Origin of the sequence: Flavisphingomonas formosensis (assembly GCF_009755815.1) — a bacterium.
GTDB classification, from domain to species: Bacteria; Pseudomonadota; Alphaproteobacteria; order Sphingomonadales; family Sphingomonadaceae; genus Flavisphingomonas; species Flavisphingomonas formosensis.
The window spans coordinates 48,692-66,177 of the sequence record NZ_WRPK01000004.1; the positions used below are offsets into that span (position 1 = coordinate 48,692).

A 17,486-nucleotide genomic window follows, 5' to 3' on the forward strand; every position below is an offset into this window, starting at 1 on the left:
CCATGCCCGCCGGCCTTGCCCCTGGTGTCCATGTCGCGCCGCCGCCGCCGGCCGCACCGGTGGAGTTCGCCACCGATACGGCTGGGTTCGTCGGCATCGCGGCGAAGGGTCCGGTCGGCACGGCCGTCACGCTGACGGGATGGCCGCAGTTCGTCGCGCAGTTCGGCGATTTCCTGCCCAACGCCTTTCTCGCTTATGCGGTGCGGGGCTTCTTCGACAATGGCGGGCGGCGCTGCATCGTGGTGCGCGCCGCGGCGCCGGAATATCTGACCGTCACGACGGGGGCGCAGCCGGCGGATGGCAGCGCGTCCGTTGTTGCGGTGACCGGCCCGATTCTGCCCGGCGCGCTTGTCACGCTGACGCAGGAGACCACCGTCGCCACCACCGGCGTGCAGCCGGCCGATCGCGCCTCGTCGCTTGTGCTCGATGCCCATGGTTTCGCCGAGGGCGCGCCGGTGCTCGTCACTCAGCCGGGGGCACCCAATGCGGTGGCGCGGGTGCGCGCCGTCGATCTGCCGGCCAAGCGGATCTACTGGGCAGAGCCGCTGCCGGCCGGCTTCGATATCACCCAGCCGATCAGCCTCGCGACTCATTATGCCGACAACAGGCTGGTTACGACGATCGGCGGCACGACGATCGGCTGGGATCGCCCGATCGCCGGGCGACTGGATCCGGCATTGCCGCTCACGCTCGCGGCCGGCGCCGGCACCGCCGGGGGCACGATCCCCGGCGAGGACGGTCTGCCGCTGCTCGGCATCGCCGCGGCGAGCCCCGGCCAATGGGGCAATGGACTTGCCGTACGCGTGACGACGACGCTGGCGCGTGAGACGCAAACCCGTCGGCGGGATGCGCCGGACGCGGCCGATCGGCTTTCGGTGGAGGCGCTGACCGGCCTTGCCGTCGGCAGCCTCGTCGAACTGCTCCAGGACGGCGCGACGACGGTGCGCCGGCGCGTCGCGTCGCTGGATCCGGCGACGCGCCGGGTCGGCCTCGATCTCGCGCTGGCGGGCTTCGATCTGGCGGGGGCGGCGGCCGGCACCAAGCCGATCCGCCTGCGCCGCCGGTCCTTCACCCTCTCGATCGCGAACCAAGGCCAGCTGGTCGAAACCTTCGTCGATCTCGATCTGCCGACGGCGGCGACGGTCGATGCCTCGCCGGTGAATGTCGGATCGCGCACCATCCGCATCCGTCCGATCGCCGGAGGCGCGGACTATGGCTGGCCGGATCCGGCCTCGGGACTGCTCCATCTCGGCCGCTGCCTGCTCGCAGGCGGACGGGACGGGATCGCGATGCTGCGCCCGGACGACCTGCTCGGCCGCGCCGACGAGGCGGAGCGGCGCGGCCTGCGTCGTTTCGAGGTGGTTGGCGAGCCCAGCGCGCTCGCCATCCCGGATGCGGTGATCCCGGCGATGGCGGCGGTGATGCGCGACGTGCCGGTGCCGCCCGCGCCCGATCCCTGCCTGCTATGCCCGGGCCTCGCGGTGCCGTCGCGCCCCTTGCCGGTGCCGGTCCGGATCGAGGCGTCGCCGACCTTTTCCGCCGATGACGTGCGGACGATCGACGAGGGGCTGATCGCGCATTGCGAAGCATCGGGCATGCGTATCGCGCTGGTCGATCCGCCGCTCGCCGCCGGCCCTGATCCCTATGCGATCGACGATCTGCAGAGCTGGCGGCAGAGCTTCGACTCTTCCTATGCCGCCGCCTATTTCCCGTGGGCGACGATCGTCGATCCGATCGCCACGCCGCCGGCGACGACGCGCGCCATCCCCGCATCGGGCCACGCGCTCGGCCAATTCTCGCTCGCCGATGCCGAGCCGGGACGGCCTGTCCCGGCCAACCGGCCGCTCGGCTGGGTCGCGGCCCTACCCAAGGATGTCGGCGAGGAGGAGCATGCGCTGCTCAACGAGGCGGGCATCAACGTCCTCACCTGCCGTCCCGGCCGGGGGCCGCGGATCATGGGCGCGCGCACGCTTTCCTCGGATGCCGACTGGAAGATGCTCAATGTCCGCCGTCTGGTCATCCGCCTGAAGCTGCTGCTGGCCCGCGCGCTCGACTGGACGACGTTCGAACCCAATGACCGGCATCTGACCGACACCGTGATCGCGGTGATCGAGGGTTTTCTGGAAGACGAGTGGATTGCGCAGCGCCTGCGCGGCGCCACGGCGCAGGACGCCTTCTACGTCACGCCGCGCACCACCCAGGACGATTTCGACAATGGCCGCTTCGTGCTGGAGATCGGCATCGCGCCGAGCCTGCCGGCGGAATTCCTGATCCTGCGCCTGGCGCGCACCGCGGACCGGCTCGACGTCGCCGAGATCCAGGATGGAGGCTGGCCGAAATGAACCGTGTCGGCGATCCGGTGCTGGGCTTCAACTTCACCATCTCGATGGCGGAGACGGCGAGCGCGGGGGCTTTCATTCAGGCCAGCATCGGGCGGCCGCCGCAGGGCGGCTTCGCCGAATGCTCGGGCCTGGAAGTGGCGATCCCGGCGGAGAGCTATGCCGAGGGCGGCAATAACGGCACGACGCTGAAGTTCCGCGGCCGTGCCAGCTGGTCGAACATCCGGCTGAAACGGGGCGTGGTCACTTCGGCGGACCTGTGGCGCTGGCACAACGACTTCATCGAAGGCGGCGGCAAGCGGCGTGACGGGGTGATCACGCTGCTCGACGAAACCGGTCATTCGGTGCGCGTCTGGCGCTTCCGCCGCGGCCTGCCGGTGCGCTGGCAGGGGCCGGCGATGAACGCGATGCAGGGCCAGGTCGCCGTCGAGGAAATCGAGATCGCGCATGAGGGCCTGCGCCAGACCGGCGCGGGCAGCGGCAGCCTGGCGGATACCGTCAGCAACTTGTTCGGATAGGATCGATGGACGTCGAGATCGAAGAGATGAACGCGAGCCTGACGGTCATGGACCTGAAGGCGATCAAGGCGGAGGTGATCGCCGAGGTGATGGCGCGCCTGTCCGACGACAAGCGGCTCGAGAAGCGGCGGGAAAATGACCGCAAGCTCGCCGATGGCGCATCGCGCCGGCCGGACGACCTCTGATGCAGTGGCTGGCAAAAGCCCAGGTCCAGCGCCTCAAGGCCGACGGCACGGCGGTCGGCGCGGCGATAGATGTGCTGTTCAATCCGACCGAATATACGCTGAGCAAGACCAATCAGTTCGCCGAGATTCCCATTCCCGGGCTCGGATCGCCGCTCATCCAGTTCATTCGCGGTCAATCCGAGACGCTGACCCTCGATCTCTTCTTCGACAGTAGCGACGACGGCGGGACCGGCGCCGATGCGAAGTCGGTGACGGACAAGACCGATACTTTCTACCGGCTGCTGAAGATTGAGGCGCAAAGCCACGCGCCGCCGATCGTGCTGTTCAGCTGGGGCGAAGACAGTTTTCCCGGCGCGCGGACCTACGACACGCTCGCCGGGCAGAACCGGTTCGGTTTCAAGGGCATCGTCGAGAGCATTCGCCAGCGCTACACCATGTTCTCGTCGCTCGGCGTGCCGCTGCGGGCGACACTTTCGCTGGTGATCAAGGAATATAAGACGCTCGCCGAACAGATCGCCGAGCTCAACAAGCAGTCGCCCGACCGCACCAAGGCGCATGTCGTCGCCGCGGGCGAGACGATCACCCGCATCGCCGAGCTGGAGAATGACGGCTCGCGCGATGCCGGGGCGGACTGGCGGCGCATCGCCGAGTGGAACGGCATCGACGATCCCTTCGCGATCGTGCCCGGCCAGGTGCTGCAGCTGCCGCCCCGCCAGCAGCAGGGGAGTGCGGCATGAGCGCCGAGGTGATCCAGCTCACCGCGTCCAAGGACGCCTATTATGCGCCCGATTTCGAGTTGTGGGTATTCAACAGCCCGGCCGCGCCCACCGTCGTGCGGGATATCATCGAGATCAAATATGAGGACGCGCTGGAGCGGATCGACGGCTTCACGCTGACCGTCAACAACTGGAACGCCCAGACCCAGCGGCCGATCTACTATGGCTATTACAAAGACGAGCCGACGGCCGAACATCCCACGCTGTTCGAACCGGGCACCGAGCTCATGCTGTTCATGGGCTGGACCGGCGATACGCGGTTGATGATGACCGGCCGCGTCACATCGGTGGACGTGCAATTCCCCGAGACCGGCCATTCGAAGCTGGTCGTATCGGGCCTCAACATCCTCGACAAACTGCGCACGCGCCAGTTCACCTGGACATGGCCCGACGACGGCAGCCTCAGCATCCGCGACAGCGACGTCGCGCTCGCGCTCGCCACGAAGCCGGACGACAAGCGCGGCAAGCCGGGCTTCGGCATCGAGGTGCGCGTGGACGACGCGGCCAAGGGCAAGGAGCCACCGCTCGACAAGATCGTGATGAGCAACCAGTTCCCGATCCTGTTCCTGATGCAGCGCGCCCGCGAGCGCGGTTACGAGGTGCTGCTGGGCGAGGAGGCGGACGAGAACGGCAAGGTCAGCCAGCATGTCTATTTCGGCCCGACCCGGTCGCTGAGGGACGTCGCCTATGATCTCGAATGGGGCAAGTCCCTGATCTCCTTCCATCCGAGCTTCTCGGATTCGAAGCGCGTCTATGCCGCGACCGTGGGCGGCTATGATCGCACCGCGAAGAAGGCGATCTCCGTGCGCCGCACGATCGACGATCTGCTGAAGGATCCGCCGCAGGGTGCGCCGCTGCCCAATGCCGATCATGTCGATGTCGTGAAGGTCTGCAATCGCGAGGAGGTGGTCGCCGAACCGCCGGCGCGGACGGACAAGGAGGCGAAGGACCGCGCCGACGCGATCCTCGTCACCAGCCAGCAGGGCCTCGTCGAGGCGACGGGAACGACGATCGGCCTGCCGGATCTGCGCGCGGGCCGCACCGTGAACATCCGCGGCACCGGCTGGCATTTCGATGGCCGCTATGCCGTCGTCTCGAGCACCCACACGCTGGCCGACAACGGCTATCGCACCAGCTTCACCGCCCGCCGCATCGGCCCGGAGTTCGCATCATGACCCGGATGGCCGGCCTCGTCACCGGCATCGTCAAGGATGTCGACGATCCGGACAACCAGGGCCGGATCCAGGTGGATTACCCCGCCTTCGAAGGTCGATCGCGCACGGCTTGGATGCCGATCGCGATGCCGATGGCCGGCAATAATCGCGGCTTCGCCTTCATGCCCGAACTCGACGACGAGGCGGTGGTCGGTTTCCTCAGCGGCGACGTGGACCAGCCGGTGGTGCTGGGTTTCACCTGGAACGGCAAGGATGCCTCGCCCAGTTCCCACCCGCGCGAGCGGATCATCCGTTCCTACAACGGCCATGTGATCCGCATGATCGACTCGCCGAAAGGTGCACAGGGTTCGGGATCGATCACCATCGAGGATGCCAATGGCAACAAGGTGGTCATGTCGAACGGAAAGATCCGTCTCGATGCAGTCGCGGTCGTCGAAATCCATGCGCCCGTCGTCACCATCGGCGGGCCGGGCTGGCAACGGGTGGTGACGCCCAACCAGTCGCCGTTGTGAGGCAGCCATGACGCACGACGATCCCATCACCATTCCGGTCGATCTCCAGAAGCTGTTCGAGATCCCGACCTGCTCCGCGATCTCGCTGCCCGATATGGAGCCGCTGGTGCTGCGCCTGCCGACCGGCGCCAAGATCCAGGCGATCCCCGATCTCACCAAGGGCATACCGACCGATTGCTCGCTGGTCGCGAACATCTTCCTGCAGCTCGCGCCGTTTCTGGCGAGCATCGAGTGCCTGGTGAAGGTCCTCGCGGTGCTGAAGCCGTTGATGGACGTGATGGAGGCGCTGAAGTCGGCCGATCTCGTGAAGATCGCCGGTTCGGTCGGCGGCGTGATCGATGCGCTGAAAGGACTGGCCGACTGCTTCAAGATCCTCATCCCGGCCGCCGGTATCTTCGATTTCGTGAAGGACCTGCTGCTCCTCATCATCAAGATCATCAAATGCCTGATCGGCCAGCTCGAAACCGTGCTGGGCATCATGCAGGGCATCGAGCTGCGGCTCGGGGAGGCCGAGGCGGCCGGCAACACCGAGCTTGCCGCCGTGCTGCAATGCGCCAAGGAAAATGCGACCAACGCGGCCAATCACGCCGGCCAGTCGCTGGGACCAGTCACCAACATCATGCCGCTGGTGAGCGTGTTCCTCGAAATGGCGGGGGTGAGCCTGGAATTGCCGGCGCTCGGCAGCGCCGAGGACAGTGCGGCGCTGCAGAATACGATCGACACGCTCAAGGACACGGTGACGACCATCGAGTCCGTGCTGGAGACGCTGCCATGACCGCGCCGTCCCGCGATTTCCTCGGCAAGGGGCCGGCCTTTCCGCTGCGGGTGACGCCGCAGGGCGGCATCGCCTGGGCCAGCGAGGAATCGCTCGTCCAGCAATCCATCTGGGTGATCCTGGCGACCGGCAAGGGTGAGATGCAGCGCAATCCCCGTTTCGGATGCGGCATCCACGATTTCGTGTCCATGGCGGACACGCCGGCCAATCGCGCCCAGCTTGCCCATCAGGTGCGCGACGCGCTCTTGGAATGGGAACGGCGGATCGAGCTGATGGACGTGCGCGTGCGTTCCGGCGACACGCAAACCACCCTGATGATCGAGATCGACTATCGGCTGCGCTCGAACCATGCGTTCGGCAGCCTGGTCTATCCATTCTACATTCTCGACGGCGTGGGAGGGCAGGATGCCGCTTGAGGCTCCCAATCTCGACGATCGGCGCTTTCCCGATATCGTCTCCGACGCGAGCGCGCTGATCCCCCGCTGGGCGCCCGAATGGACCGATCGCAATGACAGCGATCCCGGCATCGCGATCGCCAAGCTGTTCGCCTGGATGACCGAGTTGACCCTGTTCCGGCTCAACCAGGTTCCGGAGCGCAACTACGTCAAGTTCCTGCAGATGGTGGGGATCGAGCGGATTCCCGCCGCGGCGGCGCGGGCCGAACTGCAATTCGTGCCCGCGCGCGACGACATTCCCGAAACCTGGGTGTCCGAGGGAACCCAGGTCGCGGCGCCGGCCGACGCGGACGGCCCGATCCTGTTCGAAACGCTGAAGCCGCTCGCCGTGCTCGGCGCCAAGCTGGCGGCGATCCAAGCCTATGACGGGCTCGGTTATGAGGTGGTCACCACCAAGGCGGCGGCGGACGGCCAGTGGTTCTATCCGTTCGGCCCCAATGCCAGGGACGGCTCCGCGCTGCTGCTCGGCTTCGCCTCCTCGGGGCAGCTGACCGCCGGCGGGATCGACCTCCTGGTGCGGATCGGGCGGGACGGCACGGTGCCGGATCCGCAGGCGGGAGCGGACGGCTTCGAATCCTTCGATACGACCGCCGGCACGATACCGCCGCCGGCCAAGCTGCACTGGGAATATTGGGATCTCGTCCAGTGGCAGCCGCTGACCGTGATGGAGGATGGTACGCAGGGGCTGATCCGCGACGGCCATATCGTGTTGCGCGGGCCGGGGGCTGCGGCGCGTAAGGCCAAGATCGGCGACGTGGCCGACCAGCTCTTCTGGCTGCGCTGCCGGGTCGAGGCGCCAGGTTGGGATCGCGCGCCGCGGCTCGATGCCGTGCTGATCAACTGTGTGCCGGCGATGCAGGCCTCGCTGATGCAGGATGAGGTGCTCGGCCTCTCCAACGCGCGGCCGGGGCAGAGCTTTGCGCTTGCCGCCCGGCCCGTGCTGATGCTCGATGCGCCCGAGCAGGTCGTCGGTGCCGATGGCGCCGGCATGACCGTGACGAGCCTGCGGCTGGAGGTGGACGAGGGGGCCGGACCTGCGGTGTGGCAGGAGGTGCCGGATTTCTACGGATCTGGGCCCGACGATCCCCATTTCACGCTCAACCGCACGACCGGCGTGGTGGGCTTCGGCGACAATGTGAACGGGCGCATTCCTGCCGCATTCGTGCCGGCCAGCGGACGCGGCAATATCGTCGCCCGCAGCTATCTGACCGGCGGCGGCCGGCGCGGCAACCTCGCTGCCGGCACGCTGACGGCGATCCAGACCTACCTGCCGGGGATTTCCTCCGTCACCAACCCCTATCCGGCCGAGGGCGGAGCGGAAGAGGAGACTGTGGGCGCCGCCAAGCTCCGCGCGGCGGGCGAGATTCGCAGCAATGCCCGCGCCGTCACCACCGAGGATTTCGAGGTGCGCGCGCTGGAGGCGGGCGTGCGCCGCGCCCATGCGCTGCCGCTCGCCCATCCGCGCTATCCCGGCGTGCGCATTCCGGGTGCGGTGACGGTGATCGTCGTGCCGGACAGCGACCAGCCCAATCCGATGCCGGGCGCCACCACGCTCGCCACCGTCGCCGCGCATCTCGATCAGGTGCGGCTGATGACGACGGAGGTCCATGTCGCGCCGCCCCGATATCGGCTGATCCGTATCGAGGCAGACCTGCTGGTGCGGCGCAATGCCGATTTCGGGCTGACCCGCACGGCGGTGGAGGACCGATTGAACGCCTTCCTCCATCCCCTCACCGGAGGGCCGGACGGTCTCGGCTGGCCGTTCGGCGGAGAGGTCTATTTCTCGGATATCTATCGCCTGATCCTCGACACGCCCGATGTCGTGCGGATCGACAACGGCCAGCTCGTGATCCGCTGCGACGGGGAAGCCCAGCCCTTCTGCCGCGACGTGAGCCTGTGCCCGGGCGAGCTCGTCTGGTCGAACGGGCACGATCTCAATCTGGTCGCGGAGGTCCGGTGATGGCGCAGCCGGCCTATCGCCTCGATTCCCGCATCGGCTGGCGCCTTGCCGCGCGCAGCGGCTTGGTGACGATCGGCGACCGTATCCTGCTCGCCTCGACACCGGCACCGCCGCAGCCCTTGCCCTGCAACGCGGCCGCGCTTTCGGGCGTGACGACGCCTTTGCGGGCGGCGATCTGCATTGGCGGGACGCTCTGGGTGCTCGACGGTGCCGGCCTGATCCTGCGCTTCGATCCCTGCGCGGAAGGGTTCGTGCCTTTGCCCTGCGTCAGCATCCCCGGCGGCGCGATCGCCATCGGCGCGATCGGCTGCGACGAACTCATCGTGATCGACAAGGCGATGCGGGCCGTCACCGCCTGGTCGCTCGTCACCTATCGCATCCGCCGGCTCTTCGGTCCGTTTGCCGACCGGCCGGCCGGATTGGCAACGATTCGGCCCGAGCCGGAACTGGATCCGGTCACGGGCGTCGAGACCGGCGCGCTCGCCTTTCCAGCCGATGCCTGGGATCCGCGCGGCCTCGCCATCCTGCCGCATGACCGGATCGCGGTCAGCGATGTGCAGGCGAACCGCATCCATGTCTTCGATCGCCGCGGGCGGCGCTGCGCGGTCTGGGGCGAGGCGGGCGGGCAGGAGCCCGCGCTGGTGCGGCCGACCGCGCTGGCCGCCGCCGAGGATGGCGGGCTGTTCGTGGTCGAGGAGGGCGTGTCCGGTGTCGCGCGGCTCGATCCCGAGGGGCGGGTGGTCTCGCGCAGCGGTAGCGATATGGGTCGGCTTGCCGGGGTGTTCGATCCCTCGCTGGTCCATCCCGACGGCGACGGCAGCCTGTGGCTGGCCGATCCCGCGACGGGCCGGACCAGCGTGATCCGTCGCGATTGCGCCGGCCAGTGCCTGCCTGCCGAGCCGATGCCCGGCGATATCGGGTGTGCGCTGATCGGCTTCGATGCGGACGGGCGACCTATCCTCGCCTCGCCCAATCACAAGCCGCCGCTTCGCGCCGAGCGGCTGCGCTATGGCTCAAGCGGTTGGGCGCTGATCGGCCCGCTCGATGCCGGTGTGGCCGGCACGGTGTGGGATCGGCTGCGCATCGAGGGCGAGGCGCCGTTCGGAACGCGCCTGTTCGCAAGCAGCTTCACCACCGGCCTCGCGCTCACCGCCGCCGAGGTGGATGCGATGGGGCCGGATCAGTGGTCCGCGACCGAGCTGAGCTTCGTGGACGGCAAACCCTGCGCCAGCGCGATCCGCAGCGCGCCGGGGCGCTATCTGTGGTTGCGGCTGGATCTGAACGGGGACGGCGCCGACACGCCGGTGGTGCGGGCGATCACCGCCACCTGGCCGCGCGCGACGAGCATGCGCTATCTGCCCGGCGCGTTCGCGGCCGATCCGGCGAGCGCCGATTTCCTCGCCCGCTTCCTCGGCCTGTTCGACGAGGTGCGCGAGCGGATGCTCGATCCGATCGACCGGCTGCCCGCCTTGTTCGATCCGTCCGCCGTGCCCGCGGCCGAGCAGGGGGCGGCGGGCGACGATTTCCTCGACTGGCTGGCCGGCTGGATCGGCGTCGCGCTGGATCGCAACTGGTCGGTCGCGCGGCGGCGGCGGCTGGTGGAGCGGGCGCCGGCGCTGTTCCGCATCCGCGGCACGGTGGAGGGGCTGAAGCGCCACGTCGCCGTCTACACCGGCATCGAGCCGCAGGTCGTGGAGCATTTCCGCCTGCGCCGCTGGCTGACCCTGGACGAGGGACGGCTCGACGAGACCAGCGCGCTGTGGGGCGCCGAGATCGTGCGCCGCCTGCAACTCGACGCCTATTCGGAGATCGGCCGTTTCGCGCTGTTCGACGGTGGCGACCCGCTGACCGATCCGTTCGATGCCTTCGCGCATCGCGCGACGCTGTACGTGCCGGTCGGCGACGGCTTCTCGGATGCCGATCTCGCCGCGCTCGAGGCAGTCGTGGACGCGGCGCGACCTGCCCATGTCGATGTCGACATCCGGCTGATGCGGCCGCGCTTCGTGGTCGGTTGCGATCTCGTCATCGGAGTCAACACCGTGCTCGGCATCGACAGCCGACCTGCGACGATCGACGAAGCGGTGCTCGGCGAGGACATTCGCCTGGCCGGCCCGCTCCCTGGCTTCAGCCTGCAGCCGGGCCTGCGGCTCGGCACCGATACGATCCTGGAGTGACCGTGATGAGCGACATCTGTACGCCGGTCGATTGTGCCCCCTGCGAGATCCCGCAGCTCGCGCGCAACACCTTCTTCGACGGCAAGCCCATGTCCGCGCGCGATTTCGCGGATGAGCAGGATTATTTCCTCGGCAAGCACCGACGCCATAACCAATATCTGCACGGCTGGGGCGTGGCCTGCGGGCTGCTGGTCGGCCAGCATCCCAATCCTGCCTGCCGCGATCGCTATGTGACGATCTCCCCCGGCGCTGCGATCGATTGCTGCGGGCGGGAGATATTGGTGCGCTCCGTCCAGATGATGGACGTGCAGGACGCTTTTCTCGCCGCCTGGCAACTGGCCCATGGCCCGAAAAGCACGCCCGACGACCAGCAGCATCGCGTCGAGATCGTCGTCCGCTATCGCGAGTGCACCGCCGATCCGGTTCCCGCCGTGTTCCAAGGCTGCGGGGCCGGTCCGTCCGCCTGCCTGCCGGGCAAGATCGTCGACGGTTATGAATTCGGAGTGCTGATCGATCGGCCGCTGCCGGGGCTCGGTGGCAATGCGCAGACGCTCGAATGGGAATGCACGAACAATATCGATCATGTCGCCCACCTTGCCGCCACCGGCGATGGCAAGACGCTCTATGCGCTGACCGGTCCCTCGCCGGCGATGCTCGCCAAGCTGGAAACGGAGACCAACAGCATCCAGGCGAGCGCCGGTTTCGCGGGCTTCGCCGGTGTCGACGTCGCAGTCGCGCAGGATGGCCTGCACGTCTTCGTGGTGGTGCGCCCCGACGGCGGGGGCGATCCCGAGCTGCGCGTGCTCGACGCGGCGGACATCTCGGCCGCGCCGATCCAGACCGTGCCCCTGGCCGGCGCGGCGGACGGGGCGGTGCGCCTGCTGGCGCTGGCCGACGGTCGGCTGTGCGCGGCGAGCCCCGCCAACGACACGGTCTGGGTCTGGGGAACCGACATAGTCGGCGCCGCGCCGCCGGCTGCGGCCACCGTGATCGCGGTGGCCAACGGACCGCTGGCGATCGCGCAAGGACCGGGCACCGACTGGTTCTATGTCGCGGCGGGCGATGCGGCGGAGGTGACGGCGATCAAGGCCGCAGATCTTTCCACCCAGCTTCTCGCCGTTGGCAGCGGCGGTACCGCCCGTCCCGTCGCGCTCGCGGTCGGCCAGCGGGAGGGGCGCGACCTGCTGGTGATCGGCGACGGCTCCAATGCCGGCCTCCACCTTGCGAGCGCCGTGCCCGATGCCGCGAACCCGGCCGACAAGCTGGTCGCGATCGGCACGCCGATCGCCGGCCTGCCGGGCACGCCGGTCGCGGTCGGCGCCGCAATCGGCGGTCACTGGGCCTATGCGCTCGAAACCAAGGCGGACGGCAGCGCGATCGTTCAAGTCGTCTCGATCGACCGCCGCGCCGCCGGCACCGAGCCGTCGATCGGCGCGGAGGTGGTGGCGCCGATCGGGGCGGACGCGCTGGTCGTCGCCGCGCGGGGGCTCGTCATCGGCTTCGCAGGCGCGCCGGACGCTGCGAGCCCGCGCCAGCCGGGCGGCATCGCCACCTACACGATCGCCGGAGGCGATTGCCTCGCCATCTTCGACACCTTGTTCGGGCCGTGCCCGGCCTGCGAGGATGGCGACGAGATCGTGCTCGCCGCGATCACCGACTATGTCTGGCAACAGCCGATCCTCGCCGCGATGATCGACAATCGCGTGCGACGCCTACTGCCCTCGACGTCGGTGCTGACCGAGGTGGTCCGTTGCCTCGCCGAATGCAGCGGCGGCACTGGAACGCAGGGCGAGCAGGGTCCTCCGGGGCCTCCCGGTGCCCCAGGCACCCCAGGAGCACCGGGCGCACCCGGAACGCCGGGTGCTCCAGGCGCTCCGGGTGCTCCAGGCGCCCCGGGACAGCCGGGTGCACCGGGCAAGGACGGTGCCGGGCTGCGGGACGATCTGCCGCGCATCGTCGGCATCAACTGGCCGCACAATGGCGAGATCGAGCAGGGCGGCGAGCAGCATGCCATTCTCTCGAAGCTCGGCCTCGTCGTCGCCTTCGATCAGGCCGCGCCGATCCTCGCGGAGACGCTGCACCGCCAGAGCTGCCAGCTTCTGGTCGAGAGCGTCCCGCAGGTCGGCGATAACCGGCCGGAATTCCGCCTCTCGCTCACCGCCTGGTACAATGTCGAGGTCAAGGTGACGCCGATCGACGTCACCACCAAGTGCGGCGAGGAGCGTTTCGACATTCCCGAAGAGGATGCGCCCGGTCCGGCGACGACCGGCGTCAGGATGCGCGTGTTCGATCGCAACGGGCGCCCCACGGCGCTGCCGCCCGGCACTTACCGCGTCATCCTCGAAGGCGACCATATTCTCGGCGAGAAGGAAATCGAGATCGAGAATGTCGAAAATCCGGGAGAGACGATCAAGGTCAATCCCGCGCTCGACGGCAATCATTTCGCCCCCGGCATCGGCCAGGGCCGCTGCCCCACCGGCGACCGCGTCGAGGGCGGGCGCTTCCTCAGCTGGTTTACCGTCAAGGCCCGCGGCTAGGCCTCGGGAAGGAGTATCGACGATGGCAACGCGTTACCCCCTCCAGCTCCAGCCGGGCAGCCGGAACGGCCATGGGCGCAATTGCTGCTGCCCCACCTGCCGGGGGCTGGTGCTCAAGGATCGGCCGCTGTTCGGCGCCGGCCAGGTGCTCACCGCCGCGGATCTCACCGCGCTGCAGGATTATGTCCGCGCCAAGAATCGGCTGCACAGCCGCTATCTGCATGGCTGGGGCGTCGTCTGCGGGCTGGAGGTGAGCTGCAACGATTGTGAAGGCTCGGTGACGATCTCGCCCGGCTATGCGCTGGATCCGTGCGGCGAGGACATCATCGTCGCCCAGCCGGTGCGCTTCGATCTGATCGCGGCGATCCGCGCCTGCGCCGATCAGCAGCGCGCCAAGACCGGCAATTGCGATCCGTGGATGCCGCCGCCCGATCCGGGGTGCGGCGATGCCGAGAGCCATTGGTGCGTCGCGCTGAAGTATCGCGAGGTCGAGACGGCCTATGTGCAAGGTCTCGTGGCGGGCAAGGCGACGGGCAATTGTGGCTGCAGCGGAAGCACCGCCACGGGTGGCACGGGCAGTAGTTGTGGCTGCGGCGGCAATTGCGGTTGTGGCGGCTCGTGCGGCGGGGGCTGCGGCTGCAGCGGTTCCGTCCGCTCGACGACGGCGCTGGCCTCCGCCTCGTCGGCCTCGACCGCGCTGCCATCGTCGAACAGCAGCTGTTCGCCTCGGCGCGTCCATGAATGTTTCGAGGTGACGGCCATATGCTCCAAGGATGGGTGCCGGCCCGTGCTGGTCTCGCGCGATCGCGATCAGCTGGCGAGTTCGTCGCTGGGCGTCTGGGATCAGTTCATCCCGGAGGGGACACTGCTGCGCAAGATCATCGATTGCGTCGTCGGCGATCTCCAGGAACTGATGCAGCGCTTCAAGACCGGGGACGGCGCGCTGCTCGCCCAGGTCTCGACCCAGACCAACGACCAGCTCTTCCAGGCGCAGGTCTCGCTGCCGGCCGTGCATTCCGCCTTTTGCGCCTTCCGCCAGGCGGTGCTCGACAAGCTGGCCGACGATACGCATCCGACGCGCTGCCAGATGCGCCGCGCCGCGGGCGACATCATGGTTTCGGCGCCGCCACCGACGGACGGGCCGGAGCGCGGCGCGTGGCTGGATCAGGTCCGCGCGGCCGTCGCCGATCTGCTGGCGGTCTGGATCCAACTCATCCTCGATTGCATCTGCCATGCCTTCCTGCCGCAATGTAACGACGATCCGTGCGACGATCGGGTGGAGATCGCCTGCGTCACCGTGAAGGGCGGGAAGATCCTCTCGATCTGCAACCATAGCTGCCGGCGTTACGCCGGCTCCTTCCCGGCGCTCTATTATTGGCTGTCGATCGTGCCGCTCCTCCCGCTGATCGCCAAGGCGCTCGCCTCGATCTGCTGCCGGCCGGACCTCTTGCGCCGCAATTCGCCGCTGGTGAACGATCTCGTGCCGCTGATGGACAAGATCGATCCCACCGGCACCTTGCGGCGCGCCATCGTCGCCAATGATTTCGCGCTGCCGAAAACCTATCTCGCGCGCGTCGTGGCGGCGGGCGACATTCCTTTCGCCACCCGCATCGCGCAAAGCCTCGACATTGCGGGCGCGACGACCAGCTACGGCGGAAACGACGTCAGGTCCGCGCAGCAGGCGCTGGCGGCCGCGGGCGTGAAGGCCGAGGTGCAGACGCTGGCGATCGGCGACGATACGGCGATGGTCGATGCGATGCGCACCCAGCCGCTGCTGAGGCGCGGCGACACGGTGAAGCTCTACGCGCGGGACGGCAAGGTCGTCGCCGCGGTGCGCGAGGCGGCGGCGCCGGGCGCTGCCCCATCCGCATCCGACACGGGGGAGGTGGCGACGCTGCGCCGCGAGCTGGCCGAACTGCGCCAGACCGTGGCGGACCTCGCGAAGAGCGCGCCGGCCAGCCGTCGCGGCAAGGGCTGAAGGGAGAGGGGCGATGGCCGCCGACAGCATCGAGCGCGTCAACTTCTACCAATATCAATATCTCGGCGCAGAGGATCTCCAGGCGCTGGATGCCTATCATCGCGACATGCGCCGACGGCATAATCTCGGGCCGCACAGCTGGGGCATCGTCACCGGCGCGACGATCGCCGAGGTGCCGCGCGAAGGGGACGATCCCTTCGTCGATATCGTCGTGATGCCCGGCGTGGTCGTCGACGGTTTCGGGCGGGAGATGGTGATCTTCGAGCAGACGAAGATCGATCCCGAGCTATTCCTCGCTTATGCGACCGACCGGCATCTCGAGCTCTGGATCCAGTATGACGAGCTGGCCGGCCAGCCGGCGACCGGCGGCTTCGCACCCTGCACCGATGCGACCGCCTATTCGCGGATCACCGAGACGTTCCGGTTCTTCGTCGGAACGCCGACCGCGACGACGACCAGTTCCGCCGACCCCTCCCACGACTTCGTCGATGTCGGCGGGAGCAATGCATTGCCTGCTGCGTCCGCCGGCCCCGGCGATCCGATCGAGCCGCCCGATGCCTCCATCCCCTATCAGGAGTTTCCCGCCGTCGATCGCGCGGCGCGCTGGCTCGTCCAGCTCGGCTGGGTGCATTGGGACGGCACGGTCCGCAAGTTCCGGCCGGCGGCGTCGGCGGACATCCGCAATGCCAACCGCCGCTATGCCGGCTTCGTCGGCGGTTCGCTGCTGGTCGAGGGGCCCGGCCTCCTGATCGCGCCGCGCATCGCCCCCGCCGATGTCGAGGCGCAACCCTTCGCCGAGATCGCCGGGCGCGTCATCGTCGACGGTAGCCTCGCGGCGCGCAAGGATGTGAACATCGAGGGCGGGCGCCTTCAGCTGCTCGCCGCGGGAGGTACGGACGAGACACGGCCGCTGTGGATGCAGCGGCTCGGCGCTGCGGTCGGCAGCGGCGCGGACCTGCGCATCCATATCGGCGACACACCGGAAGCCGTCACCCGCCTCACCGTCGGGCCGGGGCCGCAACCCACCGCGGCCGCGACCGAGAAGGTGGTGTTCGCCGTCGCCGGCGACGACAAGGTTTACGTTCCGACCGGCACGCTGTTCTTTCAGGGCAGCTCGCGTCCCCTGATCGATCTCGGCGCGTCCAGCGTGGTCCATGCGGGCCACAACGCGTTCGGACGGCAGGGAACGAGCGTCTATTACCGCTCGGAAGGCAGCCATTACTGGTATCTCCAGGGCGTCCACGACAATGCCGACGGCAATCCCGGCGCGGCCGGCGTGCAGCAGCTCGAGCTGACCGCGGGAGGCACGCTGCGGTTCGGCGATCCCTATCGCCACATGATCGAGGCGTCGGTTGCCGGGCAGACCTATGCGGTGGGCGCCCAGGATCGCGTGCTCTACATGCGATCGGACCGGCATTTCGCCTGGTATCGCGGCGGCGCGCATAATTCGGGGCAGTTCGATCCCGGCGGCGGCGCCGTGGCGATGACGCTGGACAATAACAGTCAGCTTTCGGTGACCGGCGGCGTCGTCTCCAAGGGCGACGTCCAGCTCTGGGGCACGCGGCTGCGTTTCCTGACGGTCGGCGGCGGGGAGGATACCGATCCGCTGGAGATTGCGCGGATCAACTGGGCCCCCGATCGCAACGACCTGCGGGTGATGATCGGCGACAATCTCAGCGGCGACGATCGCTTCGTGGTCGGCACGCAGCCGGGCGGTGGGGCATTTCAGGAACAGTTCATCGTCGAGAATGATGGGGACGTGCGCGTCGCGCGCGATCTCTGGGTCGGTGGCCGCAAGCCGCTGATCGACGTCTATGCCGGCGAAGCCTTCCTCAACCGGACGGGGGCCGGATCGGGCACGGTGCCGGTGCCGGTCACGACGCGGCTGCCGGCCTATTCCAACATCCAGTTCATGGTCGCGCTGTCCGATATCGCCAATATCAACGTGGCGACGGATGCGCGCTGGGCGGTGCATCCCGGAAGCTGGGTGCGCACCGGCACGACCAGCGCGAACATCAATGTGAACTGGACGGTCAACGACAGCGACGGCCAGCTCTTCTGGTTCAGCTACGTGGTGATCTTCCTTCCCTAGAGGTGCGGCG

13 protein-coding genes are annotated in these 17,486 nt (G+C 68.4%); all 13 read left to right on the plus strand.

The window, feature by feature from the left end; all coding sequences use genetic code 11:
- Window positions 1-2 precede the first annotated feature (2 nt).
- The 13 genes from GQY20_RS12330 to GQY20_RS12390 are packed head-to-tail and all read left to right on the plus strand — an operon-like array spanning window position 3 to window position 17,476.
- Window positions 3-2,342 (plus strand): phage tail sheath subtilisin-like domain-containing protein, encoded by a 2,340-nt coding sequence (locus tag GQY20_RS12330; RefSeq protein ID WP_157217407.1) that lies wholly within the window; start codon window positions 3-5, stop codon window positions 2,340-2,342.
- Entirely contained in the window at window positions 2,339-2,857 is a 519-nt protein-coding gene (locus tag GQY20_RS12335) for a phage tail protein (protein WP_198350938.1), read from the plus strand. The genes GQY20_RS12330 and GQY20_RS12335 overlap by 4 nt, the downstream gene beginning before the upstream one ends.
- A gap of 5 nt (window positions 2,858-2,862) precedes the next feature.
- Window positions 2,863-3,042 carry a hypothetical protein gene (locus tag GQY20_RS12340; RefSeq protein WP_157217408.1) on the plus strand — a complete coding sequence of 60 codons (180 nt, stop codon included), beginning with the start codon at window positions 2,863-2,865 and terminating at the stop codon, window positions 3,040-3,042.
- On the plus strand, window positions 3,042-3,779 hold the full coding sequence (locus GQY20_RS12345; RefSeq protein ID WP_157217409.1) for a CIS tube protein: 738 nt from the start codon (window positions 3,042-3,044) through the stop codon (window positions 3,777-3,779). The genes GQY20_RS12340 and GQY20_RS12345 overlap by 1 nt, the downstream gene beginning before the upstream one ends.
- Window positions 3,776-4,993: a phage late control D family protein gene (locus tag GQY20_RS12350; RefSeq protein ID WP_157217410.1), complete on the plus strand. Its 1,218-nt coding sequence runs from the start codon at window positions 3,776-3,778 to the stop codon at window positions 4,991-4,993. The genes GQY20_RS12345 and GQY20_RS12350 overlap by 4 nt, the downstream gene beginning before the upstream one ends.
- Window positions 4,990-5,505, plus strand: a complete 516-nt coding sequence (locus GQY20_RS12355; RefSeq protein ID WP_157217411.1) for a phage baseplate assembly protein V — start codon at window positions 4,990-4,992, stop codon at window positions 5,503-5,505. The genes GQY20_RS12350 and GQY20_RS12355 overlap by 4 nt, the downstream gene beginning before the upstream one ends.
- Window positions 5,506-5,512: 7 nt before the next feature.
- Entirely contained in the window at window positions 5,513-6,280 is a 768-nt protein-coding gene (locus tag GQY20_RS12360) for a hypothetical protein (RefSeq protein WP_157217412.1), read from the plus strand.
- Complete coding sequence (locus GQY20_RS12365) at window positions 6,277-6,696, plus strand: GPW/gp25 family protein (RefSeq protein WP_157217413.1); 420 nt, start codon at window positions 6,277-6,279, stop codon at window positions 6,694-6,696. Before GQY20_RS12360 ends, GQY20_RS12365 begins: the two co-directional genes overlap by 4 nt.
- On the plus strand, window positions 6,686-8,695 hold the full coding sequence (locus GQY20_RS12370; RefSeq protein ID WP_157217414.1) for a putative baseplate assembly protein: 2,010 nt from the start codon (window positions 6,686-6,688) through the stop codon (window positions 8,693-8,695). Before GQY20_RS12365 ends, GQY20_RS12370 begins: the two co-directional genes overlap by 11 nt.
- A complete protein-coding gene (locus GQY20_RS12375) occupies window positions 8,695-10,869 on the plus strand; it encodes a phage tail protein (protein WP_157217415.1) in 2,175 nt (724 codons plus the stop codon). The genes GQY20_RS12370 and GQY20_RS12375 overlap by 1 nt, the downstream gene beginning before the upstream one ends.
- 5 nt (window positions 10,870-10,874) lie before the next feature.
- Window positions 10,875-13,406, plus strand: coding sequence for a YncE family protein (locus tag GQY20_RS32135; protein ID WP_198350939.1), 2,532 nt, complete (start codon window positions 10,875-10,877; stop codon window positions 13,404-13,406).
- A gap of 22 nt (window positions 13,407-13,428) precedes the next feature.
- Window positions 13,429-15,384: a hypothetical protein gene (locus tag GQY20_RS12385; RefSeq protein WP_157217416.1), complete on the plus strand. Its 1,956-nt coding sequence runs from the start codon at window positions 13,429-13,431 to the stop codon at window positions 15,382-15,384.
- Between the two features lie 13 nt (window positions 15,385-15,397).
- Entirely contained in the window at window positions 15,398-17,476 is a 2,079-nt protein-coding gene (locus tag GQY20_RS12390) for a hypothetical protein (RefSeq protein ID WP_157217417.1), read from the plus strand.
- Window positions 17,477-17,486 lie beyond the last annotated feature (10 nt).